The 18281-nt window shown below is 43.9% G+C and carries 21 protein-coding genes; 3 read left to right on the forward strand and 18 right to left on the reverse strand.

All coding sequences use genetic code 11. The features are described 5' to 3' along the window. Positions 1–6 precede the first annotated feature (6 nt). From V6C27_09575 to V6C27_09600, 6 genes are all read right to left on the reverse strand, one after another. A complete protein-coding gene (locus V6C27_09575) occupies positions 7–753 on the reverse strand; it encodes a phosphate ABC transporter ATP-binding protein (GenBank protein ID MEG6616662.1) in 747 nt (248 codons plus the stop codon). Then, entirely contained in the window at positions 753–1583 is an 831-nt protein-coding gene (pstA, locus tag V6C27_09580) for a phosphate ABC transporter permease PstA (GenBank protein MEG6616663.1), read from the reverse strand. Before pstA ends, V6C27_09575 begins: the two co-directional genes overlap by 1 nt. After that, positions 1580–2452, reverse strand: a complete 873-nt coding sequence (gene pstC, locus V6C27_09585) for a phosphate ABC transporter permease subunit PstC (GenBank protein MEG6616664.1) — start codon at positions 2450–2452, stop codon at positions 1580–1582. The genes pstA and pstC overlap by 4 nt, the downstream gene beginning before the upstream one ends. Before the next feature lie 61 nt (positions 2453–2513). Beyond that, positions 2514–3431: a phosphate ABC transporter substrate-binding protein gene (locus V6C27_09590; protein ID MEG6616665.1), complete on the reverse strand. Its 918-nt coding sequence runs from the start codon at positions 3429–3431 to the stop codon at positions 2514–2516. A gap of 152 nt (positions 3432–3583) precedes the next feature. Continuing rightward, positions 3584–4354, reverse strand: a complete 771-nt coding sequence (locus V6C27_09595) for a hypothetical protein (protein ID MEG6616666.1) — start codon at positions 4352–4354, stop codon at positions 3584–3586. Beyond that, a complete protein-coding gene (locus tag V6C27_09600; GenBank protein MEG6616667.1) occupies positions 4347–4874 on the reverse strand; it encodes an RNA polymerase sigma factor in 528 nt (175 codons plus the stop codon). Before V6C27_09600 ends, V6C27_09595 begins: the two co-directional genes overlap by 8 nt. Before the next feature lie 168 nt (positions 4875–5042). On the opposite strand from V6C27_09600, the gene V6C27_09605 reads away from it, so the two are divergent. Next, positions 5043–5198, forward strand: a complete 156-nt coding sequence (locus tag V6C27_09605; GenBank protein ID MEG6616668.1) for a hypothetical protein — start codon at positions 5043–5045, stop codon at positions 5196–5198. 62 nt (positions 5199–5260) lie between these two features. Here the strand turns inward: V6C27_09605 and hcp are convergent, their stop codons facing one another. Next, positions 5261–6889 carry a hydroxylamine reductase gene (gene hcp, locus V6C27_09610; protein MEG6616669.1) on the reverse strand — a complete coding sequence of 543 codons (1629 nt, stop codon included), beginning with the start codon at positions 6887–6889 and terminating at the stop codon, positions 5261–5263. Positions 6890–7081: 192 nt separating this feature from the next. Between hcp and V6C27_09615 the strand changes: the two genes are divergently transcribed. Both V6C27_09615 and V6C27_09620 read left to right on the forward strand, forming a co-directional pair. Then, on the forward strand, positions 7082–7258 hold the full coding sequence (locus V6C27_09615) for an H-type small acid-soluble spore protein (GenBank protein ID MEG6616670.1): 177 nt from the start codon (positions 7082–7084) through the stop codon (positions 7256–7258). Between the two features lie 83 nt (positions 7259–7341). Beyond that, positions 7342–8733, forward strand: coding sequence for an MASE3 domain-containing protein (locus V6C27_09620; protein MEG6616671.1), 1392 nt, complete (start codon positions 7342–7344; stop codon positions 8731–8733). Between the two features lie 117 nt (positions 8734–8850). Here the strand turns inward: V6C27_09620 and V6C27_09625 are convergent, their stop codons facing one another. The 11 genes from V6C27_09625 to gcvH form a co-directional block, all read right to left on the reverse strand. After that, positions 8851–9162 (reverse strand): hypothetical protein, encoded by a 312-nt coding sequence (locus V6C27_09625; GenBank protein MEG6616672.1) that lies wholly within the window; start codon positions 9160–9162, stop codon positions 8851–8853. 67 nt (positions 9163–9229) lie between these two features. Beyond that, positions 9230–9541 (reverse strand): carboxymuconolactone decarboxylase family protein, encoded by a 312-nt coding sequence (locus V6C27_09630; GenBank protein ID MEG6616673.1) that lies wholly within the window; start codon positions 9539–9541, stop codon positions 9230–9232. Between the two features lie 59 nt (positions 9542–9600). Then, positions 9601–11214 (reverse strand): GMC family oxidoreductase, encoded by a 1614-nt coding sequence (locus V6C27_09635; protein MEG6616674.1) that lies wholly within the window; start codon positions 11212–11214, stop codon positions 9601–9603. Next, on the reverse strand, positions 11204–11806 hold the full coding sequence (locus V6C27_09640) for a gluconate 2-dehydrogenase subunit 3 family protein (protein MEG6616675.1): 603 nt from the start codon (positions 11804–11806) through the stop codon (positions 11204–11206). Before V6C27_09640 ends, V6C27_09635 begins: the two co-directional genes overlap by 11 nt. Next, a complete protein-coding gene (locus V6C27_09645) occupies positions 11800–12192 on the reverse strand; it encodes a hypothetical protein (protein ID MEG6616676.1) in 393 nt (130 codons plus the stop codon). The genes V6C27_09640 and V6C27_09645 overlap by 7 nt, the downstream gene beginning before the upstream one ends. A gap of 133 nt (positions 12193–12325) precedes the next feature. Beyond that, positions 12326–12682, reverse strand: a complete 357-nt coding sequence (locus tag V6C27_09650; GenBank protein ID MEG6616677.1) for a response regulator — start codon at positions 12680–12682, stop codon at positions 12326–12328. 113 nt (positions 12683–12795) lie between these two features. Then, the gene (locus tag V6C27_09655; protein MEG6616678.1) at positions 12796–13503 is read right to left on the reverse strand and encodes a Crp/Fnr family transcriptional regulator; all 708 of its coding nucleotides are present in this window, start codon (positions 13501–13503) and stop codon (positions 12796–12798) included. A gap of 403 nt (positions 13504–13906) precedes the next feature. Continuing rightward, entirely contained in the window at positions 13907–15283 is a 1377-nt protein-coding gene (gene lpdA, locus V6C27_09660; protein MEG6616679.1) for a dihydrolipoyl dehydrogenase, read from the reverse strand. Positions 15284–15353: 70 nt separating this feature from the next. Continuing rightward, positions 15354–16805 carry an aryl-sulfate sulfotransferase gene (locus V6C27_09665; protein ID MEG6616680.1) on the reverse strand — a complete coding sequence of 484 codons (1452 nt, stop codon included), beginning with the start codon at positions 16803–16805 and terminating at the stop codon, positions 15354–15356. 81 nt (positions 16806–16886) lie between these two features. Then, entirely contained in the window at positions 16887–17711 is an 825-nt protein-coding gene (locus tag V6C27_09670; protein ID MEG6616681.1) for a glutaredoxin domain-containing protein, read from the reverse strand. Between the two features lie 25 nt (positions 17712–17736). Then, positions 17737–18141 (reverse strand): glycine cleavage system protein GcvH, encoded by a 405-nt coding sequence (gene gcvH / locus V6C27_09675; protein ID MEG6616682.1) that lies wholly within the window; start codon positions 18139–18141, stop codon positions 17737–17739. Between the last annotated feature and the right edge of the window lie 140 nt (positions 18142–18281).

Raw genomic sequence — 18281 nt, forward strand, 5'->3', positions numbered from 1 at the left:
TTATCGCTACCAGGTTAAGCCATTAAAGAAGGCCGCGGTTTCCGGTTGCTGGGGCTGGTCAAACAATTTAGCTGTGAGCCCCTGTTCTATCACCCGGCCGTCCATCATAAAGATGGTCTCCGCCGCCACCCGTTTGGCTTGAAAAAGATTATGGGTAACTAAAATCACTGTTAATTCCTTCGCTAAATCCACCAATAATCCTTCAATGATTTGAGTGGACGCCGGGTCTAAGCTGGAGCAAGGCTCGTCCAATAACAACACTTCCGGCTCCACTGCCAACACCCGGGCAATGGAGAGCCGCTGCTTTTGCCCGCCGGAAAGCTCACTGGCTGGGCAGTTTAACTTATGCTCTACCTCTGTCCATAAACCCGCCTGTTTAAGGCATTTCTCTGCCAGCGCATTCAATTCAGTCTTATTTTTACCCCCGTGGTAACGGGTGCCAAAAATAACGTTCTCTTTGATACTTAACGGCAACGCCACCGGTGTCTGCAATACCATGCCAATCCGGCGCCGAATATTATCTACATTTTTTTGCTGAAAAATACTTTCATTATCTAACCTAATATCTCCACCACAGCGATAGCTGTGGGCTAATTCCGCGGTGCGATTAATGCTCCTTAATAATGTGGTTTTGCCGCATCCCGATGGACCGACAATGGCGGTAACTGTTCGGGGTTTAAAATCCACATTAATATCCTTTAATACTTCACTATTACCATACCAAGCCTTTAAATTACTTATTGTAATAGACATCATCTAAGCCCCCTGCGCAGCCATAAGGTAATGACATTGATAAAAAGCAACAGCAGCACCAGCAGCAATGCGGTGCCGTAAGCATTCTCAATGGAAATTTGCTGAGTAAATAAAATATATAAGTGGTATGGCAAAGCCATCACCGGTTCCAGCAAAGCCCCAGAGGAATTAGCGGAAATTACTGCTGCCGTCACCATGATCGGTGCGGTGGCACCCGCTGCATAACCCATGGCCAGTAGGATGCCGCCCACAATGGCCGATGCCGCTTGGGGCAAGATAACCCGCACTAGCATATACCAGCGGGACACCCCCAGTGTTTCCCCCACCAAGCGATACTTTTCATCGACGCTCAGTAGCGCATCTCTGGCAGTGACCACAATTTGTGGAAATATCATAATCCCCAGGGTCAGCCCTCCGGCCAGTAAAGAAATACCAAATCCCAGACACATAACAAAAAAGGCATAGCCAAACAACCCGGTCACAACAGATGGCACCCCGGCCATACATTGCACCGTCAGATTGATCATGGTCTTAAACTTTGATTCTTCGGCATACTCAGCTAGGTACACCGCGGTGATTACCCCTGGTAATGCCGCAGTAATAATGGCCACCAAAACTAAATATAATGTACCCCTAATGGCTGGCAATACACCGCCTTCAACCCCCAAGGGCATGCCGCTGGGGGATGAGGTGATAAATTCCAGCGATAGTACCGAGCCACCCCGGTATGTTAAATAACCAATAATACCGAGCAAAATGACCAGCATACTCAGTCCCGCTGCCCAAAATAATGCTAACCAAATTATATCTATCCAGCGCCGTGGCTTCAACGCTTACTCACCACATTTCTTTTACCGTTTCTAATTACGTTAAGCAGGATGTTGATGGCCGTGACAAAGACTAATAATACCAAACCGGCAGCAAACAATGCTTGGTAATGGGCACTGCCCACCACTGACGTTCCCAACTCTAGCGCAATTAAGGCCGACAACGGCTCGCCCTTGCTAAACCACGATGTTGGCAGCACCAAAGTGTTGCCAGCCAGCATTAAAACAGCCATTGTTTCCCCCGCTGCCCGACCAAAGGCCAGTATTATTGCCCCCACCAGTCCCTTTTTAGCCAAGGGCAGCAACACCTTAATGGTGAGATATTGTTTAGATACCCCCACCGCCAAGGCGGTTTCTCGGTACTGATTGGGTACCGCCCTTAGGGCAGCTTCGGAATTGGTGATAATATATGGTAACACCATTACAGTAAGAATCAGCGAGGCACAAAATAGTGATTCACCACTGGGCATCCCAAAGGACACTTCAAAGAACTTGACCAACACCGCCGCACCCACAAAGCCATAGACCACCGAGGGGATGCCGGTTAAAATGTTGAGCACCGGCCTAATTAACCTGGCTAACCAAGGAGGGGCAAACTCAGCCAAAAATATCGCTGCCCCCAAACCAAGGGGGGTAGCAAGCATAATGGCTCCCAGTGCAGACCAAAGGGTGCTCAAAATCATCGTCCCAATTCCCAATTGGGGCGGGTTTGCCATCGGGTGCCAGTCGGTGCCAGTAACAATTGCACCAACGCCCAGTGAGTGCCAAACTGGCCAGCTTTCCTTAACCATAAAAGCGACAATAGCCAGCAGCAGTAACGTTGCCAAGCTGGACACAGAGAAACAAATTATTTTAACAAGTCTATTTTTCATCGCCATTACCTCAATAATAATGATGGGTAGTTGAAAGCCAACTACCCAGAAATATTTCTATTTACTTAGCAGGTACAAAGCCCATTTCTTTGACCACTGCCAAACCCTCTGCGGACATTACAAAGTCAATAAACTTTTGTTGTTGGGCGGTGGGCTGATCTTTTGTAACCATAATTAACGGGCGAGAAATTTTATATTGGTCCGAGGCGATGTTTTCATCGGTGGGTTCTACCCCGTCAATGCTCAACACCGCAATTTTCCCTTGATTTTGGTCAACAAAGCCGGTGGATACATAACCAATGGCATCAACATTTTCCATTACTTTACCCGCCAGTGCCCCCATGGATGGCAATTGAATGGCTTCTTTAGCCACCGGAGTGCCCTGCATAACAGTAGTGTCAAATACTTCACTGGCACCGCCACCCAAATCTCTGATGGCTAAAACAATTTGTCTGTCTGGCAACTGGGGATCCAATTCCTTCCAAGTTTTAATTTCGCCAGCAAAAATACCCTTTAGTTCCTCGGTGGTCAAGTTGGGTTTTACTTGCAGAACTGGGTTTTCGGGATTAACTGCTATGGCCAGCGCATCGGTGCCCACTTTGATTAACTGACCATTGGGTATCTGTTCCTTTTCTTCGTCCTTTATACTTCTAGAAACCAGACCGATATCAAAGGTGCCATTAATGGCAGACTTAACACCAAAACCGGAGCCACCAGTGGAAACAAAAATCACAATTGGTTCCTCGGGCAGACTGGCATCAACTTTGTTCCAGGTGCCATATTCCTCAGTATATTCATTGGCTAACTGGGCAATTACCGGGGCCAGCGTGCTGGAACCACCAATTTTAATTGACTGTTCTGGGGCCGCAGTGTCTTTAGCTTGTTCTGCTGATGGTTGTTCATTTTGCCCACAGCCCACTAACAATGATAAAGCCAAGGCCAGCATTAATAACAGGTTCAAAACCTTGCTTTTAAACATAACTTCCCCTCCAAATTTATATATATTTATTATTTCTAACCAATTTTTAACATACCACACATATTGTTATAAGTAAAATAACATTTTATTATAATCGTTGCATCAACTGGTTGTTATAAGCTTTGGTTATATTGGAGGGGGTTGTGTTGAATCTATTTACTGTCAGGCGATACCACATAAAATTCCTGCAGCATTTGATCAAACCTGGCCCCGTGTCCCTCTGCCGCCTCTAAGAAATAGCGTTGCTCGATGACAAAACTGCCGCCCAATTGGTTATCAATCACATAATACTTAACCACCGGATCACTGCCACTTTGACCACCGGTGCCACCAATGGCTCTGATTTCTTTTCCCACCACCGGTTCATTAATCTCTTGGGCCGCCCTTAGTTGATAACCATCTTCTAAGCTTGCTTCCAACTGGGCTGCTAAATCTTCACTGCTCCGATCTTTAAATTGCTCAATCTGCATATAGACAGCGGGATAGTTTTCTGGCAGTGGATTTTTAGGCACAATTTTGTCCACCCCATTTTCTGATACCATTTTATAGTATTCTTCATCCACATAAATCAAATAATCTGCGGTTTTACTCTCCTCTAAAGTTACATTCCGTTGTTCTGTTTGCCCCTCAATATTATGTTCCACCACTTTCTCCGGTAAAAATATCTCTTTAATATTTTGAATTATGGCATGGCCCGGTTGAGTATTTAGCACCAATACCACTAAGGCCGCTGCCGCCACCGATGAGATGGCGGTGATTAATCTTTTACCGCTCTTTTTCACTGATTTTTCCGCCCCTTTACTGTCTGTATTAAATAATTGTTTTTCAATATTTTCCCAGGTTTGCTCTTTGAGAGCAGCTACTTCGTCAGTATTCTTCTCCAGCGATTGTTTCAATTGCTGATCGAACTTATCATCATGCATTGGCTTCCCTCCTTAATAGTTCCTTTAACCTTTGCCTACCTTTAAATAATCTGGACTTTAATGTATTGATATTTAGATTTAGTGTTTGGGCAACGTCTTTTTCAGACAAATCACTTAAGTATTTAAGAATAATCGGTAGGCGATAAATATCATCTAACCCTGAAAGCGCCTGATATAGGTCGTCATATCGGTTGCGCTCATTAAAGGGATTTACAGCATTGTTTATATGCTCCTCTACATTGTCACAGCTAATACCGTTTTTATTTTTCCAGCTTAAATAACGATTACACTCGTTAATTAATATTTTATAAAACCAAGGCCTAAAGGGTTTGCCCTCATCAAAGGTATCAATATTTTTATAAACTTTGATAAAGGTTTCTTGCACAATGTCTGCAGCATCATATTTATTTTTGGTGATGGAGTAAACCGTTCTTAACGCATAATCTGCATATAGTTCGTAAAGCAGCTTAAAAGACTTTTGATCACCTTTTTTAACTTGGGCGATAATTTTTTGTTCCAATTGCTGCCCTCCTTTCTGTACTCACTGTATATACCCGCTGGGCACAGAAAAAGTTTTCAATTATTTTAAAATAATAATTGGTAAAATTAGTAACAAAATCTTTATGATTTCCATATTTTAACATGAGAGTATACCAATAAGCAAAATTATGCAAAGGAGGACGATATTATGGGTGGTTACCAAGGCGGTTTCGGAGGAGGAAATCGAAATTCCTTTATTGTATTTCTGATTTTAATCCTCTTGCTGTTTGGTGGCTTTAACGGCGGCTATGGTGGCGGCGGCTATGGTGGCGGCGGTTATTACGGCGGTTACGGTGCTGAATAACTAAGAAAACCCCCTTTGTTTTTGTCAAACAGAGGGGGTTTTTATATCAGCTTACACGTCTATTACTTGTTTAAAATGGCGGCCATGTCTTCATCTACGGTGGTAATTGGCATAATGTTAAAGTTTTCCACCAGTACATTTAATACATTTGGAGTAATAAATGCTGGCAGTGTAGGCCCTAAGCGAATGTCTTTAATGCCTAGGTACAGCAGGGTCAGTAGAATGGCCACTGCCTTTTGCTCGTACCAAGATAATACCATAGACAATGGTAGGTCGTTAACTTCACATTCAAAGGCATTGGCCAGTGCCACCGCAATTTGAATGGCTGAGTAGGCATCGTTACATTGACCAACGTCCAGTAATCTTGGGATGCCGCCAATGTCACCTAATTTCTTGTCAAAGAAGCGGAACTTACCACAGGCCAAAGTGAGCACAACGGTGTCCTGGGGAGCTTTCTCTACAAATTCGGTGTAGTAATTGCGACCCGGCTTAGCACCATCACAACCGGCGACGAGGAAGAAATGTTTAATATTTCCGGCTTTAACCGCTTCGATAACTTTATCTGCTACACCCAATACCGCATTGCGGGCAAAACCGACCATTACTGTTCCTTTGTCTTCATCGGCTGCAAATCCTGGCATTGCCAAAGCCCGCTCAATCACTTCGCCAAACTGGTCTTTGGTGACATGTTTTACCCCGGGCCAACCCACTTGACCAGTGGTAAAGATGTTTTCCATATAGGCTTTGGGGTCTTGAATACAGTTGGTGGTCATCAGGATAGCGCCGGGGAACTGGGCAAACTCTTTCTTTTGGTTCTGCCATGCGGTACCATAATGGCCATAGAAATGACTGTATTTCTTTAGTTCTGGATAACCATGGGCAGGTAGCATTTCACCATGGGTATATACATAAATGCCTTTACCCTCGGTTTGCTTTAACAGCTCCAATAAATCTTCCAAATCGTGACCGGATACTAGGATACATTTACCTTGTTTATGCCCCAGGGGCACTTCGGTGGGTACTGGATGACCAAAGGTACCGGTATTGCCGGCGTCCAGCAATTCCATGGTGCGCAGGTTTACTTCACCGCACTTCAACACCAAGCCTACCCAGTCATTTAGTCCCAACTCTTTATTGGTCAGTGCAGCCATCCCTTGGTGCAGAAAAGCGTAAACCACATCATCCTCTTGACCCAGAATAAAGGCGTGATTGGCATAGGCTGCAACCCCTTTGAGGCCATAAACAAGTATTTGCTGTAGTGATTGGATATCTTCAGCCACATCGTGGTGGTTGACCATACCCACTGCTTCACCTTGTTTAATTAACTCTTCTAAATTAGCAGCCGGCACAAAGCTGGCCGCTGGATCAGCAAAGTTGGTATTGCCACCGGCGGCAGCAACTTTTTCTTTAAGTTGATTGGTATAGGCAACGCACTGATTAATTAATTGCTGTAATCTGGTGGCATCAAACTGCACGTTAGTTAAAGTGCTAAACATAGCTTCGCAAGTGAAACGGTTAATCTTGATATCAACTACTCCCACTTTTCGACCGGCATCTGCGTATAGAGATAACCCTTTAATGGCATGCAACAATAAATCTTGCAATGCAGCCACTTCTGGTTTCTTACCGCAAACACCCATTACAGTACAACCGGTACCCTTTGCGGTTTGTTCACATTGGTTACAAAACATTCACTAACCCCTCCTCATTAGTATTAGCTTAGTATAATTTGCCTGCTATTTGGTAACTTTAGCTTACCATGGTAATATTTAAAAAAATATGATTCATATCATGTTTTAAGAAAAGTGCAAAAAATTTATCCTTTTGGATGAATACATAAATTTTTCTATAGGTTTCATACTAAGCCAAAGGAGGTAATGACTATGGATGCCCAAAGGGCCACAGAGATTTTACATTCACAAAATACCATTGAAGTCACTTATCAAAATAATTCGATTTGGATTGAGGATGTTAATCAAAGTAAAAATACCGCGGTAGTTAAAAACTTAGATACAGATAAAGTGAGTGAAGTACCAGTAAGTGCATTGCAAGAGCAATAAAGCCGGAATATCCGGCTTTTTTTCACCCCTTAATTTTTTTTACATATTATGGTATTATATATAATTTTTAGGGGGTGCTAGCCATGGGGCTAACGGAAAAAAACCTGCGCATGACAAATTTTCGGTGGAAAATCTCTTTGTTGATTTTATTATCTTTTTCATATTTAATTTTAATTGGCGCCAATATTTCCACCAGCGATTACACCTTAACCACAGAAGCCTTTCACACCATCCACATCACCATTGAGTTTTTCTGCATCTTTGTTGCCCTTTGTACATTTACCGTCACTTCATATTCCTATATGAATAACCTATCATATCACAGTTATTTTATTGGTCTGGGTCTTTTGGCTGTAGGTTTAATTGATTGGATGCATTTGTATAGTTATGAAGGCATGCCCGCCACTCTGTTCTCTATTCCCTGTCCCAACAACGCCACTTTATTCCATATTATTGGCCGGTTTGTGATGGTGGCCACCTTTTTGGTGGCACTGTTTCTCTATGATAAAAAACTTAGGTTAAACGGTTGCATGCGCTTTTTTATGCTTACCCTTACCTTAGGTATTGTGGTGTTTATTTTAAGCAGTGTTACTGTCATGCCCAATTTATATCCCGCCATGTATAGTGTGGAACAGGGCCAAACAACCGCTAAAATCTTTAGCGAGTATGCAATTATTATTCTGCTGGTGTTCACCATTATTGGCTATGCTTTTCTATACAAGCGAGTGTTAAATACCTATTTAGAACTGGTTATTTTATCTTTAATTGTTTTTGTCTTTAGTGAATTAAGTTTTACCCTTTACTACGGTGCCATCAACGTATTGGGTCACTTATTTCGCTTTGCCAGCTTCTGTTTAATTTATGCCGCCATTGTCATTCATAATGTTAAACGGCCCTACCAACAGTTGGTGAATATACGGCAAGAGTTGGAAAAAAGCAATGTTATTTTAGAGCAGCGAGTGCGTGAACGTACCCACAATTTGGAGCAAGCCAATAAAAAGTTGGCTCGAGCCGCCATTTATGATTATCTAACCGGGGCGGTTAACCGCATGGAGTTTTCTAACCGATTTAGCGTTCTCACAGAGAACAGCAACCAACAGGCGGTTCATTCGGTGTTAGCCATTGACTTTGACTCCTTTAAGAAAATCAACGACACCTATGGCCACGGGGTGGGGGATGCTTGTTTAAAAACCTTTGTTAAAGTTGCTAAAGGGGCCATCCCTCCCACAGACACCGTGTCCCGTTTTGGTGGGGATGAGTTTATGATTTTATTGTCCAACACCCCCAAGGAGGATGCCAAAAAAGTGGCAGAAAAAATTAAGCACCGATTAGCCAAAGTAGCCGACCCGCCCTTTACCATTTCGGTGGGCATTGCCCAGTGGCCTAATGATGGTAAAAAAGAAAAACACCTGTTAGCCAGTGCCGACCAGGCCTTGTATTTGGCTAAGGAGAAGGGGAAAAATAGGGTTGAGTGAAACAATTTTGAATATGTCGTTCGCTTAGCAGCAGGTGTCGGGGTTTTAATTAACCTTTTTTCGTGAAGAAAGGGCAAAAACCACTGGCATTTGCGCATATAGGACACACCACCGGTATTAAACCTCTTCCACAGGCTTTAATTTAAAATGTCCTTCGCCAATAGAGAAATCGCAACCGCGGGTCCATAGGTTTCGACAGATGGATAAGCACAGATCTAGGGTAATCTCTGTATAATCCCCTGTGCCCGATGGCTTTTGTTGCAATAACAAAATATTCCCTTGGTCACTGCGCTGTAGGTAAAGAATGTTGGCTTGGGGATTTTTAGGGTTATCTATGGCAACGGTATTGCCAGCCATGATTGCCTCTTTAATCTCAACAAAATTGGTCACCGGATTGGATGCACAGCCACAGGGCAAATACTCTAACATTATTTTCCCTCCATATGTAATAATGTTTCTATCAGCATTACCCGTTATGGCTGTTTCCAAACCATCTTTATTTATAAATATCCCAAGCCGTTGCCAGTGCGGTTAAAGTGGCCGGTACACCGATTGCTGGAGTGGCCAGCAATATACAGCTAACAACTTCATCTTTGCTGGCTCCAGCCTGCTGGGCTAATTTAATATGCCCCACTAGCGCACTAGGGTCTTTGGTGGCAACTGATATACCCAATGCCACCAGTCCGTTGGTTTTTTCATCCAGAGTTGAATTATTGATGACTGTAGTCCTTAAATTACCAATTGCCTGGGCCACTTCAGGCTTTTCAGCTTGTAGCTGATTTAATACCGCTATTAAATCCGTTGACATACAAGCCCTCCTCTACATAAACTTCAAGTTTATATTCAATTAAGGGCTGGTACTTTCCTTTAAATCCTGCCTACAATATGGTCAGCCGTCCGGGCGGCAATGGCCATAATTGTTTCGGTGGGGTTGCCACCCCCTGAGGTGACAAACACACTGCCGTCACAGATATAGAGGTTTGGGATGTCGTGACTTTGGCAAAAACCATTGACCACTGACTTAGCTGGGTCATTGCCCATGCGGCAACCTCCCAGCAAATGGGCGGTGTCCGGTACTATAATTGGGTCGGTACAGCCCACCGCCTCTAATATTTGTTGACATTTATCCACTGCGTGGGCAATTAGTTTATTGTCATTTTCCCCATAGCTGAAGTTGACCTGTGCCCGGGGTAAACCATATTCATCCTTTTCGTCACTTAATGTCACGGCATTATCTAAGTTTGGCAAAACTTCCCCCACCACCGTTACCCGGGCGTAATGGTTGTAGTTGAGCATAATATCCCGCAACCTTTTACCCCAAATGTTGGCGTGGTTAGCTAAGCCGCTGGCCATGGCCACCGGTCTGGAACCATGGGCATTTAGGGTATAACCCCGGACGAAGCCGCGGCTGCTATCGGTTTCATAAAAATCCTGGGTCACTGCCAGTACCGGGGTGCCTTTATATAAACGTACTTCCTGATGATATTTCATATACACATCGGGACTGCTATGGACCATAATGCCTTTGCCCACCAGACCACTGCTGTTGGCCAACCCATCGGGAAACTGGGGACAAGCAGAATTTAACAGCAGCCGCGGTGTTTCCACCACAAAGGCCGATAGTATCACAATTTTGGCCCGCTGGCGATATTCTTTGCCTTGGTGGTTAAACAACACCCCACTGACTTTGCCGGACTTATCCACCTCAACCTGTGTCACCATGCAGTCGCTTAACACCTCAGCGCCCCATTGAATCGCCTTGGGAATGTGGTGAATTAGCGTACTGAACTTGGCGTTGGGCAAACACCCTTGATTACAAAAACCCCGATTAATGCAAGGGGGGCGTCCCTCAAAGGGGGCCGACAATATTGCCAGCGGCGCCACCGTGCTTTTAATGCCGATTTTTTCACAGCCTTTGCGGAACAACTGAGAATTGGCACTGATGGGCTCCCGTTCCGGGTAAGGGTAAGGCCCGCTAAATGAACCCCAGGGGAATTGTCGCGGTCCCGAGACGGCAATATCCCGTTCAATTTTACTATAGTAACGGGCCAGATCTTGATAATTGATGGGCCAATCGTCCGCTACCCCATCCAAAGTCTTGACCACAAAATCACTTTCGTGAAAGCGGAAAAACACCCCGGTGAAGTGAACGGTGCCACCGCCCACACCACGACCGGTCAGGTTATGGCCCAAGTCTAACGGATCCTTTCCAGAGACCAACCTGGTTTGTTGCCAAGCCAGCTGGCTCATGGACAACTCATCACTGGCAAAATCGGTTTGCACATTCCAATAAGGCCCTGCCTCGACCACCACTACCTTAAGGCCAGCTTTACTCAATTCATAGGCCAACACCCCGCCGGCAGCGCCGGCACCAACAATACAAACGTCGGCGCCATCAGCGTACTTTCTATGATTTAAATCATTATAACGATGCCCGTCGTAATGGTCATAATTATGTCTGACTTTATCTCTACTGGCCATCTTTTTTCGCCTCCCAAGGGTCCGTTAAACCCAATTCCACCCGCACATAACCTCTGGGGTAAGCTGGGCCACCGTAACCTATTTCCGACCAAATGATGGGATGGGAGTAATAGGCATCCACAATAATTGATAATAGTTTTTTAAATAACTCCTTGGGTGGACAAAGGCTCCAGTCGGTTATTTGTGGTACCTGTCCCTGCTGCAACATCTCCAACATATTCAACTGGGCTTGGGTATCTGCCTCGGCAAAGGGTAGCTGATACAAATCTTGGGCTAACAAATCCAACGCCTTTAAACCATGAAGAATTAAGTCCCGCTCCTTGGGACTGCCAACCTTCCTTTGGCTCTCCCCGGTTTTTGCGCTCAATTTGCTATCTAAGTGATGCACTATGTAAGCCAACACTTGATCACGATCATCATAGATTAGGTGACTAGCAATAATTTTAACGGTGCGGACCTCTGCTTCGTTCAGTGCACCGGGAGTGGGAAAGGGCGCCAACCGTTGAGTAACAATTTTTTTAGTATGGTCATCCCACTCATCGGCCAAGTTCATCACATCATAATTAGTGTAATGACTGGGCAATGTTACCACCTCCAGTATAAGGCCAGCAATCCCAAAACGCCCATTGCCGATACCATTAACGGCAGAGTTACCGGCGGTCCCACCAGAAAGTTTTGCATTCGATAACCATCCACCCGTTCCCCTACCCCTTCAAAATGATAGCCAAAGCCCACTAAGCCACTGACCACGTCCAACACTAAAATAACTGCTAAAATTGGTTGCAGCCAACCGATATTAAAAAGCGCCATCATGATGGCCAACACACCGGTTACCGGGGCGCCAATTACCGGTCCCCACATGGCCCAATGTCTAAAATTTTGCCGATAATGAAATAAAGTAACTTGAACCGAAACCACCAATAATAGCACCCCGGTAAACATTAAAATTATTCTGGCTAGCGACCAACCCTCCCACATGGCAATCCCCCCTAAAATCTGATAGTTTAGTATTACCAAAAGTTCTGTAAATTCTGCAGATTGTTAGTGAAATTTAGCCAAAATGATAGAGAAACATTAACGCCCTGCAGTTCAGTTCTGCAGGGCGTTAATGTTAGGCAATCCGTTCAGTTAATATTCTGTTAACCAGTTGATAGATATCTTCTATGGAAAAGGGTTTGGTAACAAAGTGTTTTATGCTTTGCTTGACGGTTTGCTGTATTTCATTCTCACCATAACCAGTCATCATAATTGCTGGAATATTGGGATGAATTTTCTGAATCGCTTCCCAGGTTTGAAAGCCATCCAGGCCCGGCATTCTATAATCTAATAAAATAACATCTGGACATCGCTCCATTACCTTAGCAATTGCTTCCGAGCCGTTGGTGGCTGTTTCCACCTCATAACCTTTGTCAGTAAAAATCATTTCAACCAACTGACGAATACCAGCATTGTCATCAACCACTAACATATATGCCACCAAATAACATCTCCTTACCCAATACTTAAAACAAAGACGTTTGTATTAAATATTTACCACTTTTCAACCAATTATAAATGTTATTTGTATATAACGTCAATCATTTATTCACCAAAGCCCTTTATTCTTAATTTTTTTATATCTTCAACCGTTACTGTACCGTCCGAATTAACCGAAATCAGCCCTTCTTTCTTTAATTGAGTAATGGCGTTGGTGGTTGAAACCCGATGGGCACCGGCAAGGGAGGCCAATTCCTGTTGGGTAACACTGAGATTATTGGTGGCAGCTTTTACCCCTGCATTTTCAGCCAACAGACAGTAAAGCAAGCGTGCCACCTTTTCCACAGTGGTACGGAATGCTAAGTCTTCTATTTGGGTAGCCATAATTCTAGACTTAATGCCCATAGATTTTAGCATAATATGGGCTACACCCGGTCGGGAAACCATATCCCAATAGTTCCTTTGGTTAATTATTGTGGCTTCAGTAAATTCCATCGCCACAGCATCATACAAAATCGGCTGTTTGTGAAAAAAAGCTTCCTCGCCCACAAAACCCCCTGGGGTAACGTAAATGACTGGTTTCTCCACACCCTCGGGGCTTAACAGGGTATAACGAACCGTTCCCTGATGAATAAAAAACATATTTTCCCCCCTGCTTCCAATTTGTAGCATTACAGCCCCTTTGACAAACTGTTTTTTATCCCCAATTTGTTTTATAAAATCAATATCTTCATTATTTAATAAGGTGCCCCCTAAAAATTGCGATTTTAACCAAGGTGATGTAGAAAGATAATCATTTCTATTATAAACCATATAAAACACCCCTCTAACATGTCATAGTTATTTGTACTTAATATTACATTGTTTCCTAACTTTGTGCAAACAATCATGGTTATTGCAAAAGCCAGCTTCAAATTTCCGAAACTGGCTTTGCTGGTATCCATTGTGATGTAATTGCCTAATTATTTATTATTGGTGGCCGTTTGTAATCGTGGTAACATTCACGTCCATACCCACAATTTATTTATCATTAATTTTATCATAGTATTGCTGTTTTGAATTGTAGTATGGACTACATTCTGTAATATATTTTCATCGCGCTATAAACAATTTTATAGCCAATTATCTTTTTAGTAGATTGCAGAAAAAATAACCGAGGGCTTATCCTATCCCTCGGTTATTTTTTCTAACTTTAGCCTCGACTGTTCCGCATCCATTAACCGTGGATGCTTAATCCATGTACGTTTTCGGCCGCTTCCATGATGGCTTCTGCCAAGGTGGGGTGAGCGTGAATGGTGGTGGCCAAGTCGTTAGCGGTCATGCCCTTTTTCACTGCCAGGGTGGCTTCGGCAATTAAATCTGAAGCATGGGGGCCAATGATATGCACCCCTAGCACCACATCGGTTTCTTTGTGGGCAATGATTTTTACCATCCCTTCGGCTGCGCCCATACTCAGCGCTTTGCCGTTGGCCATAAAGTTAAATTTGCCCACTCTCACTGGAATGGCTTTATCTTTGGCTATTTGCTCGGTAATACCTACCGAAGCCAGCTCAGGGTTGGTGAAAATACAACTGGGTACCGCATGGTATTCCATTTTACTTTCTTTGCCCATAATATTTTCGGCAGCCACAATACCATGGCTAGAAGCAACGTGAGCCAATTGATATTTATTTACTACGTCGCCAATGGCGTAAATGCCTTTAACATTGGTTTCCATTTTATCGTTAACCACAATTTCTCCTCTGGCACCAAATTCAATACCAATTTCCTCCAAACCTAAGCCTTTGGTATTCAGTTGACGACCAATGGAGATCAGTGCTTTTTCAGCAACAATGGTTTCACCGTTATCCAACAGGGCTTCAATGCCGGTGTCCGTTGTCTTAACTTCTTTAATACCCACTTTAGTTTTAATGGTGATATTTTTCTTTTTAAAGGTCATTTGCAACCGACGGGAAATATCTTTATCCAGCATTGGTAAAATGTTGGGGGCCATCTCCACCATGGTGATTTCGGTGCCCATACTATTATATATATGAGCAAACTCACAACCAATGACACCGGCACCGATAATCAATAAACTTTTGGGCGGCTCGGTTAAATTTAGGGCCTCTTCACTGGTAATGACGCTAGTGCCGTTGTACCCTAGGGCTGAGATTAAAGCAGGGCTGGAGCCGGTGGCAATAACAATGTTGTCACAGTTTAGGGCTGTGGTTTCACCATTGGCAGTCACCACCACTTGGTTAGCAGATTTAACTTGGGCTGTGCCGCTAATAAAATCAATTTTGTTTTTCTTAATTAAAAACTCAATGCCGGTAACTAATTTATTAACCACTTCATCTTTTCTAGCCTGTACCCGCTCAAAATTTACTGTGGGTTCACCCACTGCAATGCCAAACTCAGCGGCATCCCGGACAGCCGCCAGCTTTTCCACCGCAGCAATCAACGATTTAGTTGGTATGCAACCTCTATTTAAGCAGGTGCCCCCCAATCTATCTTTTTCCACTAACGCCACTTTAGCACCCAGTTGGGCCATTCTAATGGCGGCTACATATCCACCGGGGCCACCGCCGATTACCACTGCATGGTAAGTCATTTTTACCTCTCCCTTACTATAGTGTTATCGTCTATTAATATAGGGGGCTTAATTAGCCCCCCAATTATGTCTATGCCTCGTCAGCACATTCCACTTCATCACCGGCAGCAACGCACAGGGCGGTATCTCCTTGGTATGGACGGGTGCCAGCAACGGTGGTTTCTTTTTTGCGTTCCGATGATGCCCCAGGCATACGGAATTTATTGACATCAACCGGTTCAATGGCAACTTCCTTTGGACGTTCCACCTGGGGTACCCAGTCGTAAGGTGCCCGATAAGCGCGGTAAATCATGTTGGTATGCATTTCCTTACCCCAATATGGACTGATGTATTCCCAAACAATTTCATGGTCCGCTGTCACTTCAATCAGTCTACCACCACTGCCTTCGGTGATCAAGGTGTTGCCGTTAGGCAATCTTTGGGTGCCACTGATAAATGGGCTGTAGAAGCGATAGGCATCCACCGGCATGGTAAAACCAGCTTCCGCCGGGGTGTATTGCCAAACAATTTTTAAAGTGGTGGGGTCTATTTCTAACACCCGGGAGTAATCCCGCTTGGCGTTCATTCTACCGGTGGGTGAACTGGGATTAGGCACACCATAACCGGCCCAACCGCCGTTGTCAAAGATCAAAATGTTCCCTTCACCGGGCAAACCTTTAGGAATCATATGCACATGGTGCTGACCAATGATCCACCCTAATTTTATCAATGCTTCATCTTGATCGTAGTATGGACCAACTTTCCAAACAATTTTACCGGTATGCTTGTCAATAATGGCCATAATATTGCTTTCCCGAGCATCCCAAATGATGTTGTCTGGATGAAAACGCTCATCACCGGCATCGTACCACTTGTTGGGACCGAGGACCGACATGGAGTTGATGTGCATCCAGTCACCCATGCCGCCACCGGCAGGGCGCATGTTGGGGTCACGGAATAGTAGGTTTTTAGCAGCTTCATCAAAACCCAACTCATCGAAGTGCTCGTTACAGTTCCACTCCCAGACAATATTGCCTTCCCAGTCCACTTCTAGAATGGTATCATCTAATAACACTTTGTCAGAAATTTTATGATTGAAAACATTCCGGTGGCATAAAATTAACGTGTTACCACCATCAACCTCGGGGTCCATCCCAGGTACATAGTAACCCACTGGGTTACCTTCCCGTTGGTAGTCGTGGTGTTGTCTGGCCATCCATTGGGGTTCCTCCCCTGGGTCTTCAATAAATTCATTTTGATCAAACTTCCAAACGATGTTACCATCCCAGTCCACCTGTACCAGGTCTGTTTGGTCTTGCATACCGAAAGCATTGTTGCGTTCCCCCAGGTGGCCAAAAACGTAACCACCAGGTAGCAATTTGTTGGGAAAACCGTGCAGACCCTTCCAAACATTAACTTCGGCACCGTTCATATCAATTAATACCGCGCCCTCTTCCTTTGCTTGGAAAATGGTATAACCACTCCAGCATTTTTCCGGTTTATAAATAGTAACCCCTGTGGGATAAATACTTGGATAAGACATTAACAAATCCTCCTTTTGGTAACAAAACGTTTTGTAGTACTAATTTGTTAAAGCTTTTAAAGTGCTTGGTTTAATTATGTTTTATTTTTCGATGTCTGTCATCACTTGGGCTGCTCTGGCTTTGGTGCGGTAGGTAAACAGCGCCGGTGGTTCAATTTTAAAGCGATCGTCTTTGGCAGCTTTTACATCAAAGGCCTTCAGCAGATAAGGGTTCTTTTTGCTGCCGGTTGCTTCTTCAATTTGTTTGGCAGCAGCACCCACTTCATCTGGAGTTAAGTAACTAACTTCGCCGTTGCTGCGTTCAATTGGAGCGATGGTGGTTTGAAATTTATACTCTGGGAACTTAGTTACCAATTCCATACTCTTAGTTAAGTCCGTTGGATCCACTTCCACACCTAAAATCTCGCTGTAAAGCTCCTTGGGTCCCAACACATTCATAATCACCACGTCAGCTAAAGCTTCATCTAATACTTGTTGCAAAATGGCACTATTGCGGCCATCGGTTTCTACTTGTAGTTTAAAGTTGTTAGCCTTTAGCTCCCGCAGTACAGTTAGGAATTCTTCAGCATATTCTGGGTTACCGCCAGAAACGTGAATACCGTTTACCCACTCTTTGTGCAAAGTACCCACAGTGAAAAATCCGTCTAATTTGGTACCGGCATAGGCGAAAGCAATGGTGGCGGCAATGCTTTGACGAATTTCATCACCTTCAACTAAAATGGGAAATTCTACCCCATCGGGGCCACGAAAAATAGCCTTCCGATTGTTTTTATAGAATTGTTGAAATTCCTCTTTACCGTCAGCTTTCATATCATATTCAACATATTCAATACCACGGGATTTTAAATAGTCTTTAAGGATTTTACAACGGGTACAACCAGTGGCTGAGTAAACAATATGGCTCATAATATAATCTCCTCTCTATATTAACCTAGTCTTCTTGAATAAAACTGATATAACCGTCCTTAGTTAACAATGTTTCCACTTCGCTGATATCGTTGGGCTTAATTACAATCAGCCACCCGGCTTGATAGGGATCATTGTTCACCAGTTCCGGTGAATCTTCCAGTTCACCATTTACCGACACAATTTCACCACTTACAGGCATATATAAAGCAGAAGTTGTTTTTGCTGATTCTGCCTGACCAAACTCTTCCCCTTTATCAAAGGTGACGCCCTCTTCTGGCAGTTCAATGAAGATTATGTCCCCTAGATTATCTTGGGCAAAGTCTGTAATGCCAACAATAACGGTGTCCCCTTCAACCTTAGCCCAGGTATGCTCTTCGAAGTAACGAATTTCATCATCAAATTTCAGTTCAGCTATTGGCTTAGTCATAATTAACCTCAATCCTTTCTTTCGGTTATACCCAAAGTTCTTGGGAAAGTTTTCACAGTACTTATTGTGTTTAGATTATCACAACAAACTGGCTGTTTTCAGTAACACAGACTACATCTCAAGTTAGATTCTTTAAAGTC

The organism is Peptococcaceae bacterium 1198_IL3148 (assembly GCA_036763105.1).
GTDB lineage: Bacteria > Bacillota > Desulfotomaculia > Desulfotomaculales > Desulfohalotomaculaceae > JBAIYS01.